Origin of the sequence: Mycobacterium sp. OAE908 (assembly GCF_017872775.1) — a bacterium.
In the GTDB taxonomy this organism is placed as follows: Bacteria; Actinomycetota; Actinomycetes; order Mycobacteriales; family Mycobacteriaceae; genus Mycobacterium.
Genome location: NZ_JAGGJL010000001.1, coordinates 4,825,120 through 4,846,174 on the forward strand (window position 1 = coordinate 4,825,120; position 21,055 = coordinate 4,846,174).

A 21,055-nucleotide genomic window follows, 5' to 3' on the forward strand; every position below is an offset into this window, starting at 1 on the left:
CGCGGAGTACGTCGCGGGATTCGCCGACGCGGAGGCCGACCAAAGGGGCGATGTCGAAAGCCGACGCCCGCCAGAGTAGGGAATGTGATGGAAATCCGGCGAAATCCGTCAGATATCCGACTCCCGGCGCGCTCCTAGAGCTTGGCGGCGGCGTCCTCGTCGAGCAGCCACACTGTCGCGTCGCGACCGACCGCGCCGGCGGCGGGCACGTCGACCGGCTTGGCGCCGCCGATCGCGGCCGCCACCGCGTCGGCCTTGCCCGCGCCCGAAACCACGAGCCAAACCTCGCGCGAACGCTGAACCGCGGGCAGCGTCAACGTGATTCGTTGCGGCGGCGGCTTGGGGGAGTCCGGCACACCGAGAACCAGTCGCTCTGTCTCGCGCACCGCGGCCGTATCCGGGAACAGCGAGTTGATGTGCCCCTCCGGTCCCATGCCCAGCAGATGCACGTCGAAGTCCGGTGCGGGCTGCCCCTCGTCGGCATTGGCGGAGAGCACTTGCTCGTAATCGCGTGCTGCGGCGTCCAGGTCGTCGCCGAACTCAGCGCCGCTGGCGGCCATCGGATGCACGTTGCCGGTCGGGATGTCGATGTCGTCGAGCAGCGCCTCACGGGCCTGCTTGCAATTGCGTTCGTCGTCGTCTTCGGGAACGAACCGATCGTCACCCCAGTACAGATGTACCTTCGACCAGTCGATCTTGTCCCTGGCCTCGCCAACCCGCTTGAGCAAACCAATGCCCGTGCCGCCGCCGGTCAATACGATGTGGGCAGTGCCGCGGGTGTCGATGGCGCTGATGATCGCCGCTACCAGTCGGTCGCCTGCCGCCGCCACCAATGCCGCAGTGTCGGAATACTTCTCAACAATGTGGCTCACAGGTATTGCACTTTCTCGATGCCTTGCAGCGCCTCGTGATAGATCTCGTCGGCGTCCAGCCTCCGCAGGTCCTCGGCCAAGCACTCCTTGGCGTCTCTGCGCGCCAAGGGTATCCGCGCTTCAGGCTTACTGGTTCTGTTCAGCGTTGCGGTCACCCCTGTCTGTGGACGCTTCAGGGTGATGGTTTCGCTGTCTCGCACGAGTTCGACCTTCAATTCGCCGACTGCCCGCTGCACCGGGCCGTCGATTCGGGCGGCGAGCCAACCGGCGAGGACGTCGAGCGAGGGCTCGTCCCGCAGGCCCGACACCAGCGCCGAGGTGATCGGCTCGAAAGGGGGCTGATTGAGCGCGGATGCCAGCAGCGCGCGCCAGTAAGTGATGCGGGCCCACGCCAGATCGGTGTCGCCGTCGGTGTAACCCTGCAGGCGACTCTTGATCGCGGCCAGCGGGTCGGAGCACTCTGTCGCATTAGTTATCCGGCGAATCGCCAAGTGACCCAACGGATCCTGTGCCGGCACCGCCGGGCCTCCGGCAGGCCACCATGCGACGACCGGTGTATCGGGCAGCAAGAAGGGCAGGACCACGCTGCTGGCGTGTTCGGCGAGCTCACCGTGCAGGCGCAGCGCAACGACCTCGCCCGCACCCGCATCGCCGCCGACGCGAAGTTGCGCATCCAGGCGCGACTCGGTGGCGCTTCGATCGCCCTGGACCACCACGATCACTCGGCACGGGTGCTCACGACTCGCAAAGTTGGCCGCCTCGATGGACTCCTCCAGCAGATCGTCTGAGTCAAGCGAGATCACGAGCGTGAGCACGCGGCTCAACGTGATAGCGCCGCCCTCTTCACGCAGGCCGGTGATCTTCTTGCTGATGTCGTTTGTTGTCGTGTCGGGCAGGTCGACGATCATCAGGGTCGCCTCCATTCGCGGCCCATGCGATGCATCATCTCGTCGGCCGACGGCGGCCCCCAGGTACCCGATTCATACGCATCAGGCTTGCCATGTGACGCCCAATAATCCAGCACGGGATCCAGGATCTCCCAGGACAATTCGACCTCGGCGTTGGTCGGGAACAGCGATGGCTCGCCGAGCAGCATGTCGAGGATCAACCGCTCGTACGCCTCGGGAGAGTCCTCGGCGAAGGCCGAACCGTAGGAGAAGTCCATGTTGACGTCACGGACCTCCATCGCGCTGCCGGGAACTTTCGATCCGAAACGCGTGGTGATGCCTTCGTCGGGCTGCACCCGGATCACCAAGGCGTTCTGGCCGAGTTCTTCGGTCATGGTCTTGTCGAACGGCAGGTGCGGGGCGCGCTTGAAGATGAGTGCGATCTCGGTCACCCTGCGTCCCAAGCGTTTTCCGGTCCGCAGGAAGAACGGCACACCCGCCCAACGACGAGTGTCGATCTCCAGCGTGATCGCGGCATACGTCTCCGTCGTGGACTCCTTGGAAAAGCCCTCCTCGTCCAGTAGACCGACGACCTTCTCGCTGCCCTGCCAACCCGCGGCGTACTGCCCGCGAGCCGTGGTGTCATCGATGGGCTGCATCAACTTGATGGCGGAGAGCACCTTGATCTTCTCCGCCTGAAGTTCGTGCGGGCTGAAGTTCACCGGCTCTTCCATGGCCGTCAGCGCAAGCAGTTGCAGCAGGTGGTTCTGGATCACATCGCGGGCCGCGCCGACTCCGTCGTAGTAACCACCGCGGCCACCGAGACCGATGTCCTCGGCCATGGTGATCTGCACGCTGTCGACGTAGTTGTTGTTCCAGATGGGCTCGTACAACTCGTTGGCGAAGCGAAGGGCCAGAATGTTCTGGACAGTCTCCTTGCCGAGGTAGTGGTCGATGCGGAACACCGACTCCTCGGGGAAGACACTGTTGACCACCGTGTTGAGCTCTTTGGCGCTCTCCAGGTCGTGGCCGAACGGCTTCTCGACGACGACCCTGCTCCACCGGCCCTCTTGCGGCCTTGCCAATCCCGACTTCTGTAGCTGCTCGCATACCTGCTGAAAAGCCTTGGGCGGGATCGACAGATAGAACGCGTGGTTGCCGCCGGTGCCGCGCTCGGCGTCGAGCTTCTGAAGTGTTTCCGACAGCCGCTCAAATGCTTTCGCGTCATCGAAGGTGCCCTGCACGAAGCGGATTCCCTCGGCCAGCCGGTCCCAGACCTCCTGGCGGTACGGCGTGCGGGCATGCGTCCTGACCGCATCGCACACCAGCTTGCCGAAATCCTCATCGGCCCAATCCCTGCGGGCGAAACCGACCAGGCCGAAGTTCGCAGGCAACAGTCCGCGATTGGCGAGGTCGTAGATGGCAGGCATCAGCTTCTTGGTGGCCAGATCGCCGGTGACGCCGAAAATCACCACACCGCACGGGCCGGGGATGCGGGGCATGCGCTTGTCGCGCTTGTCCCGCAACGGATTACGCCAGGTAGCTCCGGCTGAAGACGCCGTATCCGTTTCGGGCGTCATTTGTTGGCGGCGTCGAGCTGTTCCTGCGTGGCATCGAGCAGCTCAAGCCACGACTTTTCGAACTTTTCCACGCCTTCGTTCTCGAGCACGAGGAATACGTCGGTCAGATCGACTCCCACTTCCTGGAGTTTGTCGAACACGCTCTGCGCTTCGTCCGCTGTCCCGGTGACGGTGTCACCGGTGATCACACCGTGGTCGGCGACCGCGTCAATCGTCTTCTCCGGCATGGTGTTCACGGTGTTCGGCGCAACCAGCTCGGTGACATACAGCGTGTCCGAGTAATCCGGATTCTTCACGCCAGTCGACGCCCACAGCGGCCGCTGCACCCGTGCACCGTCGACCGCCAGGGCCTCGTAGCGGGATCCGCCCACGAACACTTCTTCATAAGCCGCATAGGCCAGCCGCGCATTGGCCACTCCGGCCTTGCCGCGCAATGCGAGCGCCTCATCGCTGCCTATCGCCTCCAGGCGCTTGTCCACCTCGGTATCCACGCGCGAAACGAAGAACGACGCGACGGAATGGATCTTGGTGAGGTCGTGCCCGGCATCCTTGGCCTTCTCCAGGCCTGCCAGGTAGGCATCCATCACCGCGCGGTGCCGCTCAACAGAGAAGATCAGCGTCACGTTCACCGAGATGCCCTCGGCGAGAACCGAAGTGATCGCCGGGATTCCTTCCTTCATCGCGGGGATCTTGATGAACAGGTTCGGGCGGTCGACAATCTTCCACAGTTCGATGGCTTGGGCGATCGTCTTCTTTTCGTCGCGTGCCAGTCTCGGGTCGACCTCGATCGACACTCGTCCGTCCACGCCGTCGGACGCCTCCCACTGCGGGCGGAGAACGTCGCAAGCCTCACGTACATCATCGGTGGTGACTGTGCGAATTGTGGCGTCCACGTCGGCGCCGCGCTCGGCGAGTTCCTTGACCTGCGCGCTGTATGCGTCACCTTTGGACAGCGCCGCCTGGAAGATCGACGGGTTGGTGGTCACACCGACCACGCTCTTGGTGTCGATCAGTTCCTGCAGGTTGCCGGTCTGCAGTCGATCACGGGACAGGTCGTCGAGCCATACCGAAACACCCTGGGCGGAGAGGGCCGCAAGGTTGGGATTCTGTGCCATTGCTGATGCCTTTCCAAACTTTTCGCTAGTCAATTCTCTAGTGATCGCTCCGCGGCGGCCACCACTGCCTCTGGGGTGAAACCGAACTCACGGAACAACGTCTTGTCGTCGGCCGACTCGCCGTAATGCTCGATCGAGACGATCTCGCCGGTGTCGCCGACCAGCTTGTACCAACTCTGCGCGACCGCCGCCTCGACGGCGACGCGCGCCGACACCGCAGGCGGCAGCACGCTGTCGCGGTACTCCTTGGGCTGGGACTCGAACCACTCGACGCATGGCATCGAAACAACGGTCGCGGTGATTCCCTTGTCCGCCAATATCTTTTGCGCCGCCACGGCCAATTGCAGCTCCGAGCCCGTGCCGATCAGCACCACATCGGGATCCTCGTCGGGTGCGCCGCCGAGCACGTAACCACCCTTGGCGACCCCTTCGGCGCTGGTGCCCTCCAGTACGGGGATGCCCTGTCGCGTCAGAATGAAACCGACCGGACCGCTGCCGGCGCCGCGCGCGATGATGTTGCGCCACGCATAGGCGGTCTCGTTCGGGTCGCCCGGCCGCACCACCGAAAGGTTCGGGATCGCCCGCAGCGCCGCCAGGTGTTCGATCGGCTGGTGGGTGGGACCGTCCTCGCCAAGGCCGATCGAATCGTGCGTCCAGATGTAGATGGTGTCGATGTCCATCAGCGAGGCCAACCGCACCGCGGGGCGCATGTAGTCCGAGAACTGCAGGAAGGTGCCGCCGAACGCGCGCGTCGGCCCGTGCAGCACGATGCCGGACAGGATCGAACCCATCGCGTGTTCGCGAACTCCGAAGTGCAAAACGCGGCCGTAGGGATCCGCGGTGAACTCCTTGGTGGAGATGGACGCGGGCCCGAACGACTTGACGCCCTTGATCGTGGTGTTGTTGCTGCCCGCGAGATCCGCTGAGCCGCCCCACAATTCGGGCAGCTTCGATGCGACGTCGTTGAGGACCTGGCCAAACGCCGCGCGGGTGGCCAGCGGCTTGGAACCCGGCTCCCAGTAGGTGAGGTCGGCGTCCCAGCCGTCGGGCAGCTCTTCGGCCGTCAGCCGGTCCAGCAGCGCCTTGCGGTCGGACTCACGCTGCGCCCACGCGTCGAACTCGCTCTGCCATTTCTCGTGCGCTTCCTTGCCGCGCGCCACCAGCCCGCGGGTGTGCTCGATGACCTCGTCGCGCACCTCGAACGTCTTGTCCGGGTCGAAGCCGAGGATCTCCTTGACCTTCGCGACCTCTTCGTCGCCGAGCGCGGCGCCGTGTGCCTTGCCGGTGTTCATCAGCTCAGGCGCCGGGTAGCCGATGATCGTGCGCAGCGAGATGAACGACGGCTTGTCGGTGACCCGCTTCGCCTCGGCGATGGCCTCTTCTATGCCGACGACGTTCTCGCCACCCTCGACCTGCTGCACGTGCCACCCGTAGGCGCGGTAGCGGGCTGCCGTGTCCTCGCTGAGCGCGATGTTGGTGTCGTCCTCGATCGAGATCTCGTTGTGGTCGTAGAAAACGATCAGGTTGCCGAGTTGCTGGGTGCCTGCCAGCGACGACGCCTCGCTGGTGACGCCCTCCTCGATGTCTCCGTCGGAGGCGATCACGTAGATGTAGTGGTCGAACGGGCTGGTGCCCGGCGCTGCGTCCGGATCGAACAGGCCGCGCTCGTAGCGCGAGGCCATCGCCATGCCGACCGCAGAGGCCAGCCCCTGGCCGAGCGGTCCGGTGGTGATCTCAACGCCCTTGGTGTGGCGGAACTCCGGGTGTCCCGGCGTCTTGGACTTCCAGGTGCGCAGCGACTCGATGTCAGAAAGCTCGAGCCCGAACCCGCCCAGGTACAGCTGGATGTACAAGGTCAGGCTGGAATGCCCTGCCGAGAGCACGAAGCGGTCGCGGCCGAGCCAGTGCGGGTCACTGGGGTCATGGCGCATCTGGCGCTGAAACAGCGTGTATGCCAGCGGCGCCAGGCTCATCGCGGTGCCCGGATGGCCGTTGCCCACTTTCTGCACCGCGTCCGCGGCCAGCACGCGGACCGTGTCGACAGCCTGCGAGTCCAGCTCGGTCCAGTCGTCGGGGTGGTTCGGACGAGTGAGGGTCGAAATCTCGTCGAGAGTGGTCACGTGGCGAACTCCTTACATAGGCCCGGGCTTCGCAATCCGCTTTGTCCACCCTAGTGCGCGAACCTGGGGCACCGCAGGTGCGTGGGGGACGATTAGGACGGCGTTTACACGCGGTCTACCATCGTCTGTAGTAGAAGCCGCGAGGCGGCGACCCCGAGGAGTAATTGCGTGAGGATTCGCGAAGGCAGCCTTGTCGAAGGGGCGCCCAACCGGATCAGCACCAAACTCCTCGGCTATCTGTCACTGACCAAACCGCGGGTGATCGAGCTGTTGCTCGTCACGACCATTCCCGCGATGCTGCTGGCGCACCGCGGCACCGTCGACCCGCTGCTCATCCTCAACACCTTGTTCGGCGGCATGCTGGCTGCCGCGGGCGCCAACACGCTGAACTGCGTGGCCGACGCGGACATCGACAAGAAGATGAAGCGCACCGCCCGTCGACCGCTGGCTCGTGACACCGTGCCGCGCAGTCATGCGCTCGTGTTCGGCTTGGCACTGTCCGTCGGCTCCTTCTTCTGGTTGTGGTGGACGACGAACATGCTGTCCGCGCACCTGGCAGGCGCGACCATCGCGTTCTACGTGCTGGTCTACACGCTGCTGCTGAAGCGGCGCACCTCACAGAACGTGGTGTGGGGCGGGGCGGCCGGCTGCATGCCGGTGATGATCGGCTGGTCCGCCGTCACCGGGACCATCCAATGGCCCGCGCTGGTGATGTTCGCGATCATCTTCTTCTGGACGCCGCCGCACACCTGGGCGCTGGCCATGCGCTACAAGGACGACTACGAGGCGGCCGGGGTACCGATGCTGCCCGTGGTGGCCACCGAGCAGCAGGTCACCAAGCAGATCCTGGTGTACACGTGGCTCACCGTCGTCTCGACTTTGGCGCTCGCGTTGGCGACGGGCTGGCTGTACGCGTCGGTGGCGATCCTTGCGGGCACCTGGTTCCTGGTGATGGCCCATCAACTCCACGCAGGGGTGCGCCGCGGAGAGTCGGTGAAGCCGCTGCGTCTGTTCCTGCAGTCGAACAACTACCTCGCGGTTGTCTTCCTTGCGCTCGCGGTGGATTCCGTCTTGGCGCTGCCGAGACTGCTAGGGCACTAACACCACCGAGCCGACGGTCTTGCGGCCCTGCAAATCGCGGTGGGCCTGCTCGGCATCTTCCAGCCGGTAATGTTCGCTCACCGTGACCGTGATGGTGCCCGCGGCAATAGCGTCGAGTAGTTCGCCTGCGCGCCAAGCGAACTCGTCGGGTGTGCGGGTGTAATGCGCAAGCGTCGGGCGGGTCAGGAACAGCGAGCCCGACGCATTGAGCCGCTGCGGATCGAACGGCGGCACCGGGCCGCTGGCCGCCCCGAACAGCGCAACCGTGCCGCGCACCCGGCAACTGGCCAGGCTCGCGTCGAAGGTGTCCGCGCCCACCCCGTCGTACACCGCGGCGACACCGCCGTCCGTCAACTCCTTGATCGTCGCACCGAATTCGGCTGGGTCATCGGGGTAGCCGAGCACCTCGACCGCGCCTGCTTTGCGCGACAGCTCGCGCTTCTCCGGTGTGGACACCGTGGTGATCACCCGCACGGCGAGGCTGGTGGCCCACTGCGTCAGGATGAGCCCGACACCTCCCGCGCCTGCGTGCACCAGCACGGCGTCGCCCTCCTGCACCGGATACGTCGACTTGATCAGGTAGTGCGCGGTCATTCCCTTGAGCAGGGATGCTGCGGCCACATCCGCGTTGACGCCCTCGGGCACATATGCACAGAAATCGGCTGGGGCAGTGCAGTATTCGGCGTAGGCGCCGTCGGCCTGGGCGGTGACGACCCGATCTCCGACGCTCAGCGCCGCGACATCGTCGCCGACGGCGTCGACGGTGCCGCACACTTCGGTGCCGACGATGAACGGCACCTCGCGCGGATACTGGCCGGACCGGAAATAGGTGTCGATGAAGTTCACGCCGATCGCCTCGGCCTTGATCACCACTTCACCGGGGCCGGGGGTGGGCTTGTCTTTGTCGGCGTAGGTCAGGACTTCGGGACCGCCGGTCTCTGCGACTTCAATGGCCTTCATGCCCACTATCCTGCCAAGGTGAAGCTTGCCCGGCCCGACGTGTTCCATCCGCGCATCGTGCTGGCGGGTTGTCCGGCACTTCCTGAGGGCGATGGCGACGATGACGGCCTGGTCGTAGCGCTGCGCCAGCGTGGGCTGCATGCCCGCTGGCTGTCGTGGGACGACCCGCAGGCCCTGGAAGCCGATCTCGTGATCCTGCGCGCGGCGTGGGACTACATCGACCGACTCGACGAGTTCCTGGTGTGGACGAAGCGCGTTCGCAATCTGCTCAACCCCCCCAAGGTCGTGCTGTGGAACACCGACAAGCGCTATCTCGCCGACCTCGCCGACGCTGGTGTCCCGACCGTCCCCAGCCAATTCTTCGCGCCGGGGGAGAAGGTCCGGCTGGCTGCAGGCGAGGTGGTGGTCAAGCCCGCGATCGGCGCGGGATCCGTTGGCGCCCTGCGGTTTTCTGACCATGATGAAGCACGTGCCCACGCCGCATCCCTGCAGGCCGAAGGTCGCACCGTTTTGGTACAGCCCTACGACCGTCGAATCGAGGACGGCGAGACGGCACTGGTCTTCCTCGGTGGCGGGCAGTCGCACGCGTTCACCAAGGGCCCGATCCTGCCGCCCCCGGGGCAGGCGCCGGTGTTCGACGCGTCCGGCACCTACGCCGAGGAAACCCTCACGCCCGCCGACCCCGACTTCGAGCTGTGGGACATCGGCCACGCGGCGCTGGCGGCGGCCGCCGCCCACCTCGGCATCAACGTCGAAGACCTGCTGTACGCCCGCGTCGACGTGATCGGGGACCGGCGCGACGCGCATGTACTCGAGGTCGAACTGGTGGAGCCGTCGCTGGGCTGGCGGCAGTTGGATGAGGACACCAGGGCCCGGCAGCAGCGGGTCTTCGCGGTCGGTGTCGAGTCAGCCCTGGAGCGCCTCGGGCTTGGACCGCTCTCGCATCGACGCCCATAGCGCAGCGGTCGCAGCGGTGCACGCCGCCGCACCGAGCACGTGGACCGCGACCAGCGCGGCGGGCACGCCGGTGAAGAACTGCACGGTGCCGACGAAGCCCTGGGCTGCGACGAGCGCCAGCAGCACATTCAGCCGCAGCGTGACAGGCCGGGGCGCACGCACCGCGAGCAGACCGAAGCCGAGTCCGACGAGCAGCGCCAGATAGGCGACGAGCAGCGTCGAGTGCAGGTGCACCAGCGTGGTGATCTCCACCTGCAGCCGCGGCACCGGCTGCGTGATGCTCTTGTCGCCCGCGTGCGGCCCGGCGCCGGTGACCAGCGTGCCGCTCACCAGCTGCCCGGCCAGTACGACGGCGGTCAGTACGGTCAACTGGCGCAACGGTTTTGGCACCACAGGCGCCGGCATGCCATCGTCGGGTTCACCGATCTTGACGTACAACAGCACGGCCAGCCACACCATGGTCATCGACGCCAGCAGGTGAATGGCGACGGTCCACCAGAGCAATCCGGTCAGTACGGTGATGCCGCCGATCACGGCCTGCACCACGGTGGACGCCGGCATCAGCCAGGCGTAGATCAGCACCTCGCGGCGCCGCCGAGCGCGCGTGACGGCCAGCACCGCGAGTGCGGCCGTCAGTACCACGAGGAAGGTGATCATCCGGTTGCTGAACTCGACGACCTGATGGACGACGGCGACCTCGGCGTGGGGGACCGGGACGAAACTGCCGGGGAAGCACTGCGGCCAGGTCGGGCAACCGAGGCCAGACGCGGTGACGCGGACGATGGCGCCGGTGACGGCAATCCCGCCCTGGGTCAGGATGACGAGAAGCGCGATGATGCGCTGAACCCGAAGACTCGGCACGGGCAGCAGGTCGACTATTCGCAGGAGAAATCGTCCGACGGCCACGACCTCGATCGTAGAGCACCGCAACTACACGCCGTAGTAGCGGGGACGGCGTCCTTGGCGGGCATCAAATGAGACAAAACCGTCTAGTATGAGATAAAGTCGTCTCATGAGGTTGGATCGCGATCAGGTGTTGCGCGCAGCCGCGGACTTCCTGAGCCGACGGCCCAACGCGACCCAAGACGAGATCGCTGCGGCCGTCGGCATCAGCCGCGCGACCTTGCATCGTTACTTCGCAGGGCGTGCCGCTCTCCTCGAGGCTTTGGACCAGCTCGCGGTGGCTCACATGCATGAGGCGCTGAAGACAGCCCGATGGCAGGAGGGTTCGGCCGAAGAGGGGTTGCGGCGCCTAGTGTCGGCGTGCGAGCCGGTGGCCGGATACCTCACGTTGCTCTACACCCAAAGTCAGGATTTCGACGCAAATGAGGCCACGGAAGCCTGGGCAGAAATCGACGCCGAGATCAGGCAACTGTTCCAGCGCGGTCAGCGGGAAGGCGAATTCCGTCCCGATCTGTCTGCCGTCTGGCTGACCGAGGCGCTCTACAACCTCGTCGCCGGCGCGGCGTGGCTCATTCAGGTCGGACGGGCGGCGCGCCGCGACTTCACTGAGATGGTCACCGAACTGCTATTGCATGGGGTGAGAGCGTCGTGACGCGCCGTTGGCTGGCGCTCGGCGTAATCAGCCTCGGAGTGCTGGTGATCGGCGTCGACGGCACAGTGCTGGCGGTGGCCACCCCGTTCATCACCAAGGATCTCGAGTCGACAGCGACCCAGGTCCTGTGGATCGGCGATATCTACTCCTTCGTGCTGGCGGCCTTGCTCGTCACAATGGGCAGCCTCGGCGACCGCGTCGGTCACAAGAGGTTGCTGCTCTGCGGCGCAACGGCTTTCACTGCCATGTCCGTGGTGACTGCATACGCTTCGTCGGCTGAGCTCCTGATCGGCGCGCGCGCGCTGCTCGGCGTGGCCGGGGCCACGCTGGCACCGTCGACGCTGGCGTTGATCCGCGGGCTGTTTCTCCAGCCACGTGATCGCAGCATCGCTGTCGGCGTCTGGGCCTCGATGTTCTCGGCCGGTGCCGCGCTGGGACCCGTGGTCGGCGGCCTGCTATTGGAGCACTTCTGGTGGGGGTCGGTCTTCCTGATCAACGTCCCGGTGATGGCTGCGCTGCTCGTCGGGGGCATCGTCCTGTTGCCGGAGCAGCGCCACCCCACGCCGGGGCCGTGGGACCTGCCCAGTGTCGCGCTTTCCCTCGTCGGTGTGCTCGGCCTCGTCTATGCCGTAAAGGAAACTGCCGCAAACGGCCCTCGCATCGACATCGCGGTGATCGGCGTCGCCGGCGTCGCGGCCTTCACGCTGTTCGTCCGGCGTCAGCTCAGGCTGCCCGCACCGCTTATCGACGTGCGGTTGTTCCGCAACCGTGCGTTCTCGGGCGTTGTCGCGGCCAATCTGCTTTCAGTGCTGGGTCTTTCGGGCCTGGTGTTCTTTCTTTCCCAATTCTTCCAACTGGTACAGGGCTATAGCCCGATGAAGGCCGGGCTGGCCGAACTGCCCGCCGCGGTCGCGGCGACCGTGTTCGGGGTGCTGGCCGGTTTCGCCGTGCGCCACTGGTCGCAGCGCGCCGTCCTCACGACCGGCCTGGTACTGGTCGGTGTCGCGATGGCGTCACTGACCGCGATCAGCCCGTCCACCGCCTATCTGCGTCTCGGCGTCGCCCTGTTTTTCGTCGGCGTTGGCCTCGGGCTGGCCTTCACCGCGGCCAGCGACGTCATCATCGGCAGCGTCATCCCTCAGCGGGCCGGTGCGGCAGCGGCGGTCTCGGAGACTGCCTACGAACTCGGCATGGCGCTAGGAATCGCGACACTTGGCTCGATCATCACCGCCGTATACCGCGGGTTGGCGATTCCGCCCGGCACCCCCGACGCAGTGGCGTCGCGTGCGCGGGAATCGCTCGCCGCGGCGGTCGACGCGTCAGCAGGGCTGCCCGCCGACAACGCAGATGGCTTGTTGGCCGCGGCGAGGGACGCCTTCACCGGCGGACTGGCGATCGCGGCCGGTGTCGGCTCGGCGCTGCTACTGGTGTCGGCAATGGCGGTGTGGTTGTTGCTCAGGCCGCGGCCGGCACCACCACCGGATCGCCAGACAAACAAGCTCTGCTCGCAGTCGTCACCAAAAGGGGCCGGCATCAAGAAATCTCGCCGCTGACGGCGATCTCACAACTGTTGTCACTGAGCGGGCGCCGCCACTTCGTAGTTCTTCACTGACGACAGATTGTGGATCATCCACACGTTGGGCTCCAGGTAGGTGCCCCGGTCGGCCTCACGGTCCACTGCCAGCGGCGAAAGCCCGCCCGGGAACACGTAATCCCCCGACTCGGGGAATGCCATTCCGAGCCAAGATTCCCATTCGCGGACTGTCCCGTCGATCCGGTATGACCTGGGCGCTGGCGGCCCCATGCGCGCCCCCATGCGTTCATGCAGCCGGAGCCAAGGATCCTGCAGCGACCCATCGTCACGGCGCCAGATCATGTATCGCTCAATCGGTGTGATCGGATAACGGTCCTTCCACGTCGGACGGACAGGCGCGATCATGTGCGTCAAGCCGTGTCGGGCGGCAATTGTGCCCATTGCCTTCAGGATGTCGTAGGTAAGACTGCCTCCGCGTGCGCCTCGCGGAACCTCGGCCGCGATGGCGCACAGCGTGTTGACCGGCTGATCGTTGTCGAGCCGGTCAAAGGCGTCGGCGATTGTCGCGTCAAAACCGTCGGACAGCCCCGCCGTCGTGCCATCCCACCAGCAGGGCACGGTGTGCGCCTCGGCGATAACTTCCCGGGTTTGTTCGTCACACATCGCGAACTGGAACTCCGACAAGTCTTTTGACAGACGTGGCCACATTTCCAGGTAGGTGTCACCATGAAGGTTGAATTCCGGCCATATATCCGCATCGGGAATCGCTTGCTCGCGCAGGTCCGGCTGCTCAGCCAGCGTTACCGCAATGTGTGCCATGTGCCTTCACTTGCCGGTGTAGGAGTGTGTGTGGTCGAAGGTCTTCAGCCACTCGGGAGCGCCTTGTTCGGTATTGAGTCCCTTCTCGATGAGGGCAAGGTTGTGGTAAAGATGCACGCCGGTGATCGTCGACTCCGTCATTGACGGTTGTCCGTTGCCGTCCCTTACGCGCTCTTGATGGTGCAGGCCGTCCACCAGGTTCTTGATCAACTCGATGGACCTGTATTGGGCCGACGGGTCGGGATCGCCGCCCCAGCTCGGCCAGTACGCCGTTGCGAGGTCCTCCACGACGTAAATGCCACCAGGCCGCACGTGTGGAAACAGAGCATTAAAGGAGGTGATGATGTGGTGGCTCATGTGACTGCCGTCATCAATGACGATGTCGAAGGGTCCTAATTCGCGGGCCATCGAGTCAAGAAATTGCGCATCGCCCTGGTCGCCTTGCACGACGCGCACCCGGCTCTCCTCAACACCGGTCTTCGTGAAGATATCTAGACCGTAGATCAGGCCGCGCCGAAAATAGTGCTTCCACATTCGCAGCGATTCACCACCGGCGTCGATCGCGTCGTAGCCGCCGATCCCGATCTCAAGCACCTTGACCGGGAGCTCCCGGTAGGGCTCAAAGTGCTTCTGGTACTGCGGCGTATACCAGCGCCCGCCCCACTTGTCTGAGCCAAACCATGCGGCGAGCTCGGACAGATCCTTCGGTCGCTGCGACATCGCACCGACCATCGGCCACATTCCGGTCGCAATGGACGGCGAATATTCCGTATTCGCATATTCCTTTGCGGAAAGCTCGCGGCTGACGCCATACGGTCCTGCGGGACCGAAGAGCTCGCGCAGCAAGTCCACTAGGTCCTGGCGCACGGTCGCGGCAGCTTCGCCGTCCCAACCCTTTTCGACGTGGGGAGCACCATCGCCCACCGTAAGAAGATAGCCAAGGCGCTCGTCACCGAAACCCAGGTCACACTGAATCACGAACTTGAGTTGCGGACCGTTGAGCAGGGCGGCGCGACAGGCCACCTCGGCCAGCATCACCTCGGCGACGGTATCCGGGCCGATGTTGGCTACCCGAGGCGAAATCTCTGCGTCGGGCAAACTGGCAGCCAGCAGGACACTTTCGATCAGCAGTGTGTCGGTCGACATCGGTTCATTCCCTTATCGTCGGTCGTGCAGCAGTGGAATGCTCTGTTCGAAGCTGAAGACATTGTTGGGGTCGTACTTCGCCTTGATCGTGCGCAGTCGGTCGACATTGGGTCCCCAATAGGCGGTCTCCCAGTCGGCTGTACCGGCATTCGGCACATTGACATACGCACCATTCACGTACGGCGCCAACGCTTCGCTGAACTCGGCGATCCAGGCCAGACACTTCGGTGTCAGCGGGTCGGCCGCGACTGTCTCAGCCGGTATGTCGCCCCGACGAGGACCCCAGCCGGCGCCGGGCTCGGCGTAGAAGAGCGCGTTGCGGTGAGCGAACGCCGATCCGCCCGACGGTTCACTGCCCGTGAGGGCTCCGCCGAAGGCATTGGTGAAATAGTTGCAACCCGGCGCGGGAGCCTTCGCCATGAATGAGGCGACGAGTTCGATAGCTTCTGCAGGAAATGGGTCGTAGATGAACTGCGAGTTGAACTTCCAGTTCCTGGGCTCCTCGGCTGTGGGTATCTGGAAGCCCGCGTAGATCTCGGCCCAAGTCGCGTCCGCCGTCGAGATGGTCGGCTTGCCGACCGACAGGATCGGCGCCAGCAGCTGCATTGCCTCTGCCGCTGTTCCGGATGCGAGCGCACCGACCAGCTGGAACTCATCGCGGTTGATCTCGAGTTGGCTGGTGAGCCGGTTGTCGGTGTAGGGGGCGCAACGCTGCCAGGCTTCGAAAACGCCCGGTAGGTCGCCCATCCGCGGCCACGTCGCGGTGAGGTAGATGGCCTGCGTCAGTGGGCGAACCCGGTAGGTCAGCGATGTGACGATTCCGAAGTTGCCGTTCCCGGCGCCGCGGAGTGCCCAGAGCAGATCTGTGTTGTTCTGCTCGTCGGCGATGATGGCGTCGGCCCCACCGTCATCCGACGCCACGACAATTTCGGCTGCCATGAGATTGTCCGACGCCATGCCGAAGGCGCGGGTCAACAGCCCGAAGCCGCCGCCAAGGGTCGCGCCGACCAGACCGACGGATCCTTCGGTGCCGGTTGGCGCCGCAAGGCCGGCGTTGCCGAGCGCGGTAACGGCCTCGAGTTGGTTCAGCCCAGCGCCGACGACCGCCGTGTTCGACGCGGCATCGACCGTTGCCGATTTCAATTCGCTGACATCGATCACAATGCCGTGGTCGACGTTTGACCAGCCCTCGAGGCAGTGCCGGCCGCTGCGCACCCGGGGTGCGACATCGTTTTGTCGCGCCCACGCCAGCGCGTTGACCACGTCCTCCGTCTCTTGGGCGAACACGATCACTGCGGGATTGTGGGTGAAGAGCAGGTTCCAGCCGGCGCTGGCGATCGGGTAGTCGGCGTCGACCGCTCGGACGACGCGGCCGGTCAACTCAGCCGGCCGTGCGGTCGTAGACCTCACACCACCGCTTCGGGTGCGGCGAAGATGTCATCGCCCGGCTCGGTGTCGAGCACCTTGCGGTTGAACATCATCAGATAACCGAAATAGACCCCTCCGGCAGCGATCAGGCCGATGACGATCAGGGTGGGCACCGTGGCGTCGCCGGGTGTGACGAGCACGAACAACACGAACGCCTCCCAGGTCAGGGCAGCGACCGCGACCGGCAGCTCGAAGCGCCCCAGACTGAAGCCGCCCTCCCTGTGCTCGAGTCGTTTCCGCACCGCCAGGTAGAGGATCACTATCGCGCCGTAGATGAGCGCAGGCAGGATCGTCGAGCCGATGATCAGCTGCATCAGCGCCGCACCCGGGAGCGCGAGCATCAACACGACACCCACAACCAGGATCAGGATCGTCGCAGGGACGGGAGTTTGGGTGCGCGGATTGACTCGCCGCATCAATCCGTGCGCGGGGAAGCGTTCGTCGCGCGCCATGGCGAACACCTGCCGCGAGCATGCCGCCATCACCACCATCCCGGCGCCGAACATGGCAAACGTCAGCCCCGCCAACAGGATTCGCTCCGTGACCGGTCCGAGCTGATCGCGGATGATCGCGGCGACCGGCGAGCCGCTGCCGCTCACGCGCGGAATGTCCTTGATTGCGACGGTCAGTGCGATCAGGAATACCAGCCCGAGAACGCCGGCCGCGACCACTGAAGCCACGATCGCTCGCGGGACGCTGCGAAAGGGATCCTTGGCCTCTTCGGCGAGATTCGCCGCAGAGTCGAATCCCACGAGCGTGGTGAGGCCCATGATCATGCCGGCCATCAACCCGCCGCCGATGGCGAAGTAGTTGGGCGCCCCTGCGGTGATGCCGCGTGAGGTGAGGTTGGCGATGTCGCCGCTGCCGGTGAACACCATGACCGCGGCCAGCGCGACCACCAACACCGCGACGATGGCGAGTTCGATTCCCACCGCGCCCGAGGTGATGAGGCCGAGCAGGCGCGTCGAGGCGATCACCAGCACAGCCTGAATGATCAGTATCGCGACCGTGATCAGCCGAGCGGTGTCTTCGCTCGGGTGCATCCCCACCAACGGCATGAACGCCTGACTGGCCAGCGCATTGTCGAGGGCGACCACCGCGATCGCCAGGTACCAGAACGTCAGCCACCCGAACAACCAACCGATCTTCGGGTTGGCCAGCCGTGAGGCCCACTGATACGACGAGCCGCTGAGCGCGATGCGGGCGGCGAACTGCGCTACCACCAGCGCCACCAGAGCCTGTCCTATTGCCGCGAGGATCCACAGCCAGATACCGACGGGCCCGGCAGTAATAAGCAGGTCGTCGTACGTCGCGAAGATGCCGACGGCCACCGAGATGAACGCGAACGAGATCGCGAATATCTGAAAAGCGCCGAGTGTTCGTTTCAGTTCCGGCTCGTAGCCACAGTCCCGACAATCGACGTCGGCAGAAGTGGTCTCCGCCAGATTTTCAGCCGTCATTTTGGGCCTCTCGTGGCGGGTGATACCCGGACACTAGCTGACCGGACATCTGTTTCCAGACCGAATTGTCGTTTACGTAAAAATTCGCTGGCTGGTCAGGTGAACCGGAACCAGCGCAGCGCGCATAGTCCGGCGACTGCGCCCCATGCCGCGAGCACCGTGATGCCGAACCAGTCCACCGACAGCGTCATCGCCCGTGTCAGCGCTTCGGTCAACGCGCCCGACGGCGTCAGCCGGGCCACCCACTGCACGCTGTGCGGCACCATGCCGCCTTCGAGTGTGAGCGCGCCAAGGCCTGCGAAGACGAACCACAGCAGGTTGGCGATCGCCAGGACGATTTCAGCCTTCAACGTGCCGCCCAGCAGCAGGCCCAGTGCGGTGAAACCCGCGGTGCCGAGCGCGATTATCGCGGCGCCGAGCAACAAGCCGAGGATGTTGGGTCGCCAGCCAAGGCCAAAACCGATGGCGCCCAACAAGATCGCCTGTAAGAACACGACGGTGACGACGGCCAGCGACTTTCCGGCGATGATGCCCCATACCGGCAACGCCGTCGCGCCGAGGCGTTTCAGCGCGCCGTACCGACGGTCGAAAGCCACCGCGATGGCCTGCCCGGTGAACGCCGTCGAGATCACCGCGAGCGCCATGATCGCGGGCACGAACGTCGCCGCCCGGTTCGGGCCGAACGACCCCAGCGGCAGCAGCGTCAGCCCGACCAGCAGCGTGATCGGAATGAACATGGTGAGCAGCAGCTGCTCGCCGTTGCGCAGCAGCAGCTTGAGTTCGAGGCCGAACTGCGCGGCCAGCATCTTCTGCACGGTCGCGGGGCGGGGATCGGGCGAAAACGTCCCTGACGCAAACAAATTGGTCATGATCGCAACTCCCGGCCGGTCAGATCGAGGAACACGTCCTCGAGGCTGCGCTGTTCGACCCGCATGTCGGTAGCCAGCACATCCAGCCGTGCGCACCAGGCGGTGACGGTGGCCAGCACCTGGGGGTCGATGTTGCCCTCGACCAGGTACTCGCCCGGCGCTGTCTCGGTCGCCTGGTAGCTCTCGGGCAGGGCCGACACCAACAGCGACAGATCGAGCATCCGTGGCGCGCGGAACCGCAGCTGGTTCTCGGCGCCGCTGCGCATCAGCTCCGCCGGTGTGCCGGTCGCCACCGCCACACCGTGGTCGATGATCACAATTCGGTCGGCCAGTTCCTCGGCCTCGGTCAGCTGATGTGTCGTCAGCACCACGGTCACGCCGTCGCGGCGGAGCCCATTGATCAACTCCCACACCACGATTCGCGCGTGTGCATCCATGCCCGCCGTCGGCTCGTCGAGGAACACCAGCTCAGGACGGCCGACCACCGCGCACGCCAGCGCCAACCGCTGCTGCTGGCCGCCGGACAGCCTGCGGTAGGTCGTGCGCGCCGCCTCGGTGAGGCCAAGAGTGTCCAGCAGCCATTGCGGGTCGAGTGGGTTAGCCGCATACGCCGCAACAAGATTCAGCATTTCGCCGGCTCGAGCGGCCGGGTAGCCGCCGCCGCCCTGCAGCATCACACCGATGCGCTCGCGCAGGCGGGCGTTGTCAGCGAAAGGATCCAGACCGAGGATCTCGATGCTGCCCGCGTCGGGTTTGATGAAGCCCTCGCACATTTCCACCGTTGTGGTCTTGCCTGCGCCGTTGGGGCCGAGCAGCGCGAGCACCTCAGCGGCGTTCACGTCGAGGTCGAGTTCGGAGACGGCCGTCGTCGACCCATACCGCTTGACGACGCCGCGCAGGCGCACGGGGGCAGTCGAGTCGGGGCTCACGGGGATTCAGCGTAAGCGCCGGGCTTGGCAGGCTGCGGCGCCGGTATTGCCGGTTCGACGATTTCCGGCACCGGCTCCACCTGCGGACGCCCGGGGTCTGGCAGCTTGCGCCACGGCAGGCGGTAGTACGTCAGGCTGATGAGTATGAGCACGATCACGGTGCTTGCCACCACCGCGAGCAGGATCTGGAACAGCGTGAACCGGTCGCCGTTGGCTGTCGGGCCGAATATCCCGACGACGAGCGTGACGACGATCGTTGTGGTGCGAAACGCCGGCCTGGTCGCCCACGCGGCCAGCGGGATCACGGCCCACAGCACGTACCAGGGCTGAACCACCGGAAAGAGCAACACGGTCATGCCGAGCGCCACACCAAGCCCACCGACCGGATGCAGTCGCCCGCGCAACACGGCGAGCAGCAGGAACGTCACGATGATCGCGATGGTGAACACACCGATCGCACGCGTCAGTCCGAGCACCGCGGTGGTGTGATCGCCGAGCCCCAACAGGATGCCGACCTGTCCTGTCCCCAACGCCAACAACGTCGGCAGCGACATCCAGCTGCGCACGACGTTGGCGGTGCCCAGTGTGTACAGCCAGCCGAAGCCGAGGCTGCTGGCCCAGCCGATCAGCGCCATCACCGCCACCGACACCAGGGTCAGCGACCCGCCCGAGATCAGAAACGCTTTGACCGTGCCGCCCCAGCGGCAGGCCAGCGCCATCGCGACGAAGCCCAGCGCGAGCAGCGACGGCAGCTTCACCTGCGACGACAACGTGATCAGCACGATGCCGAGCAGAAGACTGCCCATCGGCAGCCAACGCGCCCATTCGTCGCGGCCATGTGGCCAGGCCCAGGGTTTCGGCAGTAGCGGGCCGACCGCATCGACGCCACGCAGCGCGAATTCGGTGCCGGCCAACATCAGGCCCAGCATCAACGCCTCGTTGTGGATGCCCGCGACCAGATGCATGATCAGCAGTGGGTTGGCCGCGCCCAGCCACAGCGCGCTCACCTCGGCGACCCCGCAGCGGCGCGCCAGCCGCGGCACCGCCCACACGATCAGGCCGACGCCGAGCAGCACGACGATCCGGTGGCACAGCACCGCCGCCACGATGTTTTCTCCCGTCAGCGCCGAGATGCCCTGCCCGATCCACAGAAACAACGGACCGTACGGGGCAGGCGTCTCGCGCCACATGTTCGGCACCGACAACGTGAAGACATGGTCGAGGCCCAGCCCCGGGGCGGGGCCGACGCGATAGGGGTTGAGGCCCTGCAGCGAGATCTCGCTCTGCGCCAGGTAGGAGTAGACGTCTCTGCTGTACATCGGCGGCGCGATGAGCAGCGGCAGCACCCACAGCATCAGGGTCCGGTCCAGCTGACTGCGTGTCATGCGCCGGTCGCCGAGCGTGAACCGACCGAGCATCAGCCAGGCCAGCGCCATCATCACCGCGCCGGTGGTGGTCATGGTCAGCGACACCGTCTGGATGCGCGAGGGCAGATTCAACAGGCGGACACCGAAAGTCGGGTCCTGAACCACGGGACGCGCGCCGACACCCAACGCGCCGATCGCCATCAACACCGTGCCGGTGGCACCGAACAGGCGGGTGCGGCGAAACGCGATCAGCTCGGCGTCGTTGAGCGGGGAGCCGACGGCGCGTTCGTCGCCGTGCCATCCGGCGATCGACGTACTGAGAGTCCGCAGGCGGAGCGCCACCACAGCAGCGTAAC

The 21,055-nt window shown here is 65.5% G+C and carries 18 protein-coding genes; 4 read left to right on the top strand and 14 right to left on the bottom strand.

What is annotated here, in order from left to right; genetic code table 11:
* Positions 1–134 precede the first annotated feature (134 nt).
* From pgl to J3E61_RS23845, 5 genes are read right to left on the bottom strand one after another with little or no spacing between them, the layout of a single operon-like run.
* Positions 135–872: a 6-phosphogluconolactonase gene (gene pgl, locus J3E61_RS23825; RefSeq protein WP_210085214.1), complete on the bottom strand. Its 738-nt coding sequence runs from the start codon at positions 870–872 to the stop codon at positions 135–137.
* The gene (opcA, locus tag J3E61_RS23830) at positions 869–1,780 is read right to left on the bottom strand and encodes a glucose-6-phosphate dehydrogenase assembly protein OpcA (protein ID WP_192722348.1); all 912 of its coding nucleotides are present in this window, start codon (positions 1,778–1,780) and stop codon (positions 869–871) included. Before opcA ends, pgl begins: the two co-directional genes overlap by 4 nt.
* Positions 1,780–3,339 (bottom strand): glucose-6-phosphate dehydrogenase, encoded by a 1,560-nt coding sequence (locus tag J3E61_RS23835; protein WP_210085215.1) that lies wholly within the window; start codon positions 3,337–3,339, stop codon positions 1,780–1,782. Before J3E61_RS23835 ends, opcA begins: the two co-directional genes overlap by 1 nt.
* A complete protein-coding gene (gene tal / locus J3E61_RS23840) occupies positions 3,336–4,454 on the bottom strand; it encodes a transaldolase (RefSeq protein ID WP_192720641.1) in 1,119 nt (372 codons plus the stop codon). Before tal ends, J3E61_RS23835 begins: the two co-directional genes overlap by 4 nt.
* Positions 4,455–4,483: 29 nt before the next feature.
* Positions 4,484–6,574 (bottom strand): transketolase, encoded by a 2,091-nt coding sequence (locus tag J3E61_RS23845; protein ID WP_210085216.1) that lies wholly within the window; start codon positions 6,572–6,574, stop codon positions 4,484–4,486.
* Between the two features lie 168 nt (positions 6,575–6,742).
* On the opposite strand from J3E61_RS23845, the gene J3E61_RS23850 reads away from it, so the two are divergent.
* Positions 6,743–7,675: a heme o synthase gene (locus J3E61_RS23850; RefSeq protein ID WP_192720639.1), complete on the top strand. Its 933-nt coding sequence runs from the start codon at positions 6,743–6,745 to the stop codon at positions 7,673–7,675.
* Here the strand turns inward: J3E61_RS23850 and J3E61_RS23855 are convergent.
* Positions 7,664–8,635 carry a zinc-binding dehydrogenase gene (locus J3E61_RS23855; RefSeq protein ID WP_192720638.1) on the bottom strand — a complete coding sequence of 324 codons (972 nt, stop codon included), beginning with the start codon at positions 8,633–8,635 and terminating at the stop codon, positions 7,664–7,666. The genes J3E61_RS23850 and J3E61_RS23855 overlap by 12 nt on opposite strands.
* Positions 8,636–8,653: 18 nt before the next feature.
* On the opposite strand from J3E61_RS23855, the gene J3E61_RS23860 reads away from it, so the two are divergent.
* Positions 8,654–9,592 carry a hypothetical protein gene (locus tag J3E61_RS23860; RefSeq protein ID WP_210085217.1) on the top strand — a complete coding sequence of 313 codons (939 nt, stop codon included), beginning with the start codon at positions 8,654–8,656 and terminating at the stop codon, positions 9,590–9,592.
* Here the strand turns inward: J3E61_RS23860 and J3E61_RS23865 are convergent.
* Complete coding sequence (locus J3E61_RS23865; RefSeq protein WP_210085673.1) at positions 9,542–10,471, bottom strand: heme A synthase; 930 nt, start codon at positions 10,469–10,471, stop codon at positions 9,542–9,544. The two genes, J3E61_RS23860 and J3E61_RS23865, sit on opposite strands and share 51 nt — an antisense overlap.
* A gap of 133 nt (positions 10,472–10,604) precedes the next feature.
* On the opposite strand from J3E61_RS23865, the gene J3E61_RS23870 reads away from it, so the two are divergent.
* Together J3E61_RS23870 and J3E61_RS23875 are read left to right on the top strand one after the other, a co-directional pair.
* Positions 10,605–11,147, top strand: coding sequence for a TetR/AcrR family transcriptional regulator (locus J3E61_RS23870; RefSeq protein WP_210085218.1), 543 nt, complete (start codon positions 10,605–10,607; stop codon positions 11,145–11,147).
* Entirely contained in the window at positions 11,144–12,700 is a 1,557-nt protein-coding gene (locus tag J3E61_RS23875; protein WP_210085219.1) for an MFS transporter, read from the top strand. The genes J3E61_RS23870 and J3E61_RS23875 overlap by 4 nt, the downstream gene beginning before the upstream one ends.
* 20 nt (positions 12,701–12,720) lie before the next feature.
* On the opposite strand, the gene J3E61_RS23880 is transcribed toward J3E61_RS23875, so the two are convergent.
* The 7 genes from J3E61_RS23880 to mptB all read right to left on the bottom strand — a co-directional run bounded on the left by J3E61_RS23880 (position 12,721) and on the right by mptB (position 21,041).
* Positions 12,721–13,500 carry a hypothetical protein gene (locus J3E61_RS23880; RefSeq protein ID WP_210085220.1) on the bottom strand — a complete coding sequence of 260 codons (780 nt, stop codon included), beginning with the start codon at positions 13,498–13,500 and terminating at the stop codon, positions 12,721–12,723.
* A 6-nt stretch (positions 13,501–13,506) separates the two neighbouring features.
* A complete protein-coding gene (locus tag J3E61_RS23885) occupies positions 13,507–14,646 on the bottom strand; it encodes a class I SAM-dependent methyltransferase (RefSeq protein ID WP_210085221.1) in 1,140 nt (379 codons plus the stop codon).
* Between the two features lie 12 nt (positions 14,647–14,658).
* Positions 14,659–16,056, bottom strand: a complete 1,398-nt coding sequence (locus tag J3E61_RS23890; RefSeq protein ID WP_210085222.1) for an FAD-binding oxidoreductase — start codon at positions 16,054–16,056, stop codon at positions 14,659–14,661.
* Positions 16,053–17,534: an amino acid permease gene (locus J3E61_RS23895; protein ID WP_192720633.1), complete on the bottom strand. Its 1,482-nt coding sequence runs from the start codon at positions 17,532–17,534 to the stop codon at positions 16,053–16,055. The genes J3E61_RS23890 and J3E61_RS23895 overlap by 4 nt, the downstream gene beginning before the upstream one ends.
* Positions 17,535–17,629: 95 nt before the next feature.
* Positions 17,630–18,403 carry an ABC transporter permease gene (locus J3E61_RS23900; protein WP_210085223.1) on the bottom strand — a complete coding sequence of 258 codons (774 nt, stop codon included), beginning with the start codon at positions 18,401–18,403 and terminating at the stop codon, positions 17,630–17,632.
* A complete protein-coding gene (locus J3E61_RS23905; RefSeq protein WP_210085674.1) occupies positions 18,400–19,338 on the bottom strand; it encodes an ABC transporter ATP-binding protein in 939 nt (312 codons plus the stop codon). The genes J3E61_RS23900 and J3E61_RS23905 overlap by 4 nt, the downstream gene beginning before the upstream one ends.
* A complete protein-coding gene (gene mptB, locus J3E61_RS23910; RefSeq protein WP_192720631.1) occupies positions 19,329–21,041 on the bottom strand; it encodes a polyprenol phosphomannose-dependent alpha 1,6 mannosyltransferase MptB in 1,713 nt (570 codons plus the stop codon). The genes J3E61_RS23905 and mptB overlap by 10 nt, the downstream gene beginning before the upstream one ends.
* Between the last annotated feature and the right edge of the window lie 14 nt (positions 21,042–21,055).

Coding starts and splice junctions, on each gene's coding strand:
- opcA (WP_192722348.1), bottom strand. CDS start 1,780: ATGATCGTCGACCTGCCCGACACGACAACAAACGACATCAGCAAGAAG.
- J3E61_RS23835 (WP_210085215.1), bottom strand. CDS start 3,339: ATGACGCCCGAAACGGATACGGCGTCTTCAGCCGGAGCTACCTGGCGT.
- tal (WP_192720641.1), bottom strand. CDS start 4,454: ATGGCACAGAATCCCAACCTTGCGGCCCTCTCCGCCCAGGGTGTTTCG.
- J3E61_RS23855 (WP_192720638.1), bottom strand. CDS start 8,635: ATGAAGGCCATTGAAGTCGCAGAGACCGGCGGTCCCGAAGTCCTGACC.
- J3E61_RS23870 (WP_210085218.1), top strand. CDS start 10,605: ATGAGGTTGGATCGCGATCAGGTGTTGCGCGCAGCCGCGGACTTCCTG.
- J3E61_RS23880 (WP_210085220.1), bottom strand. CDS start 13,500: ATGGCACACATTGCGGTAACGCTGGCTGAGCAGCCGGACCTGCGCGAG.
- J3E61_RS23885 (WP_210085221.1), bottom strand. CDS start 14,646: ATGTCGACCGACACACTGCTGATCGAAAGTGTCCTGCTGGCTGCCAGT.
- J3E61_RS23895 (WP_192720633.1), bottom strand. CDS start 17,534: ATGACGGCTGAAAATCTGGCGGAGACCACTTCTGCCGACGTCGATTGT.
- J3E61_RS23900 (WP_210085223.1), bottom strand. CDS start 18,403: ATGACCAATTTGTTTGCGTCAGGGACGTTTTCGCCCGATCCCCGCCCC.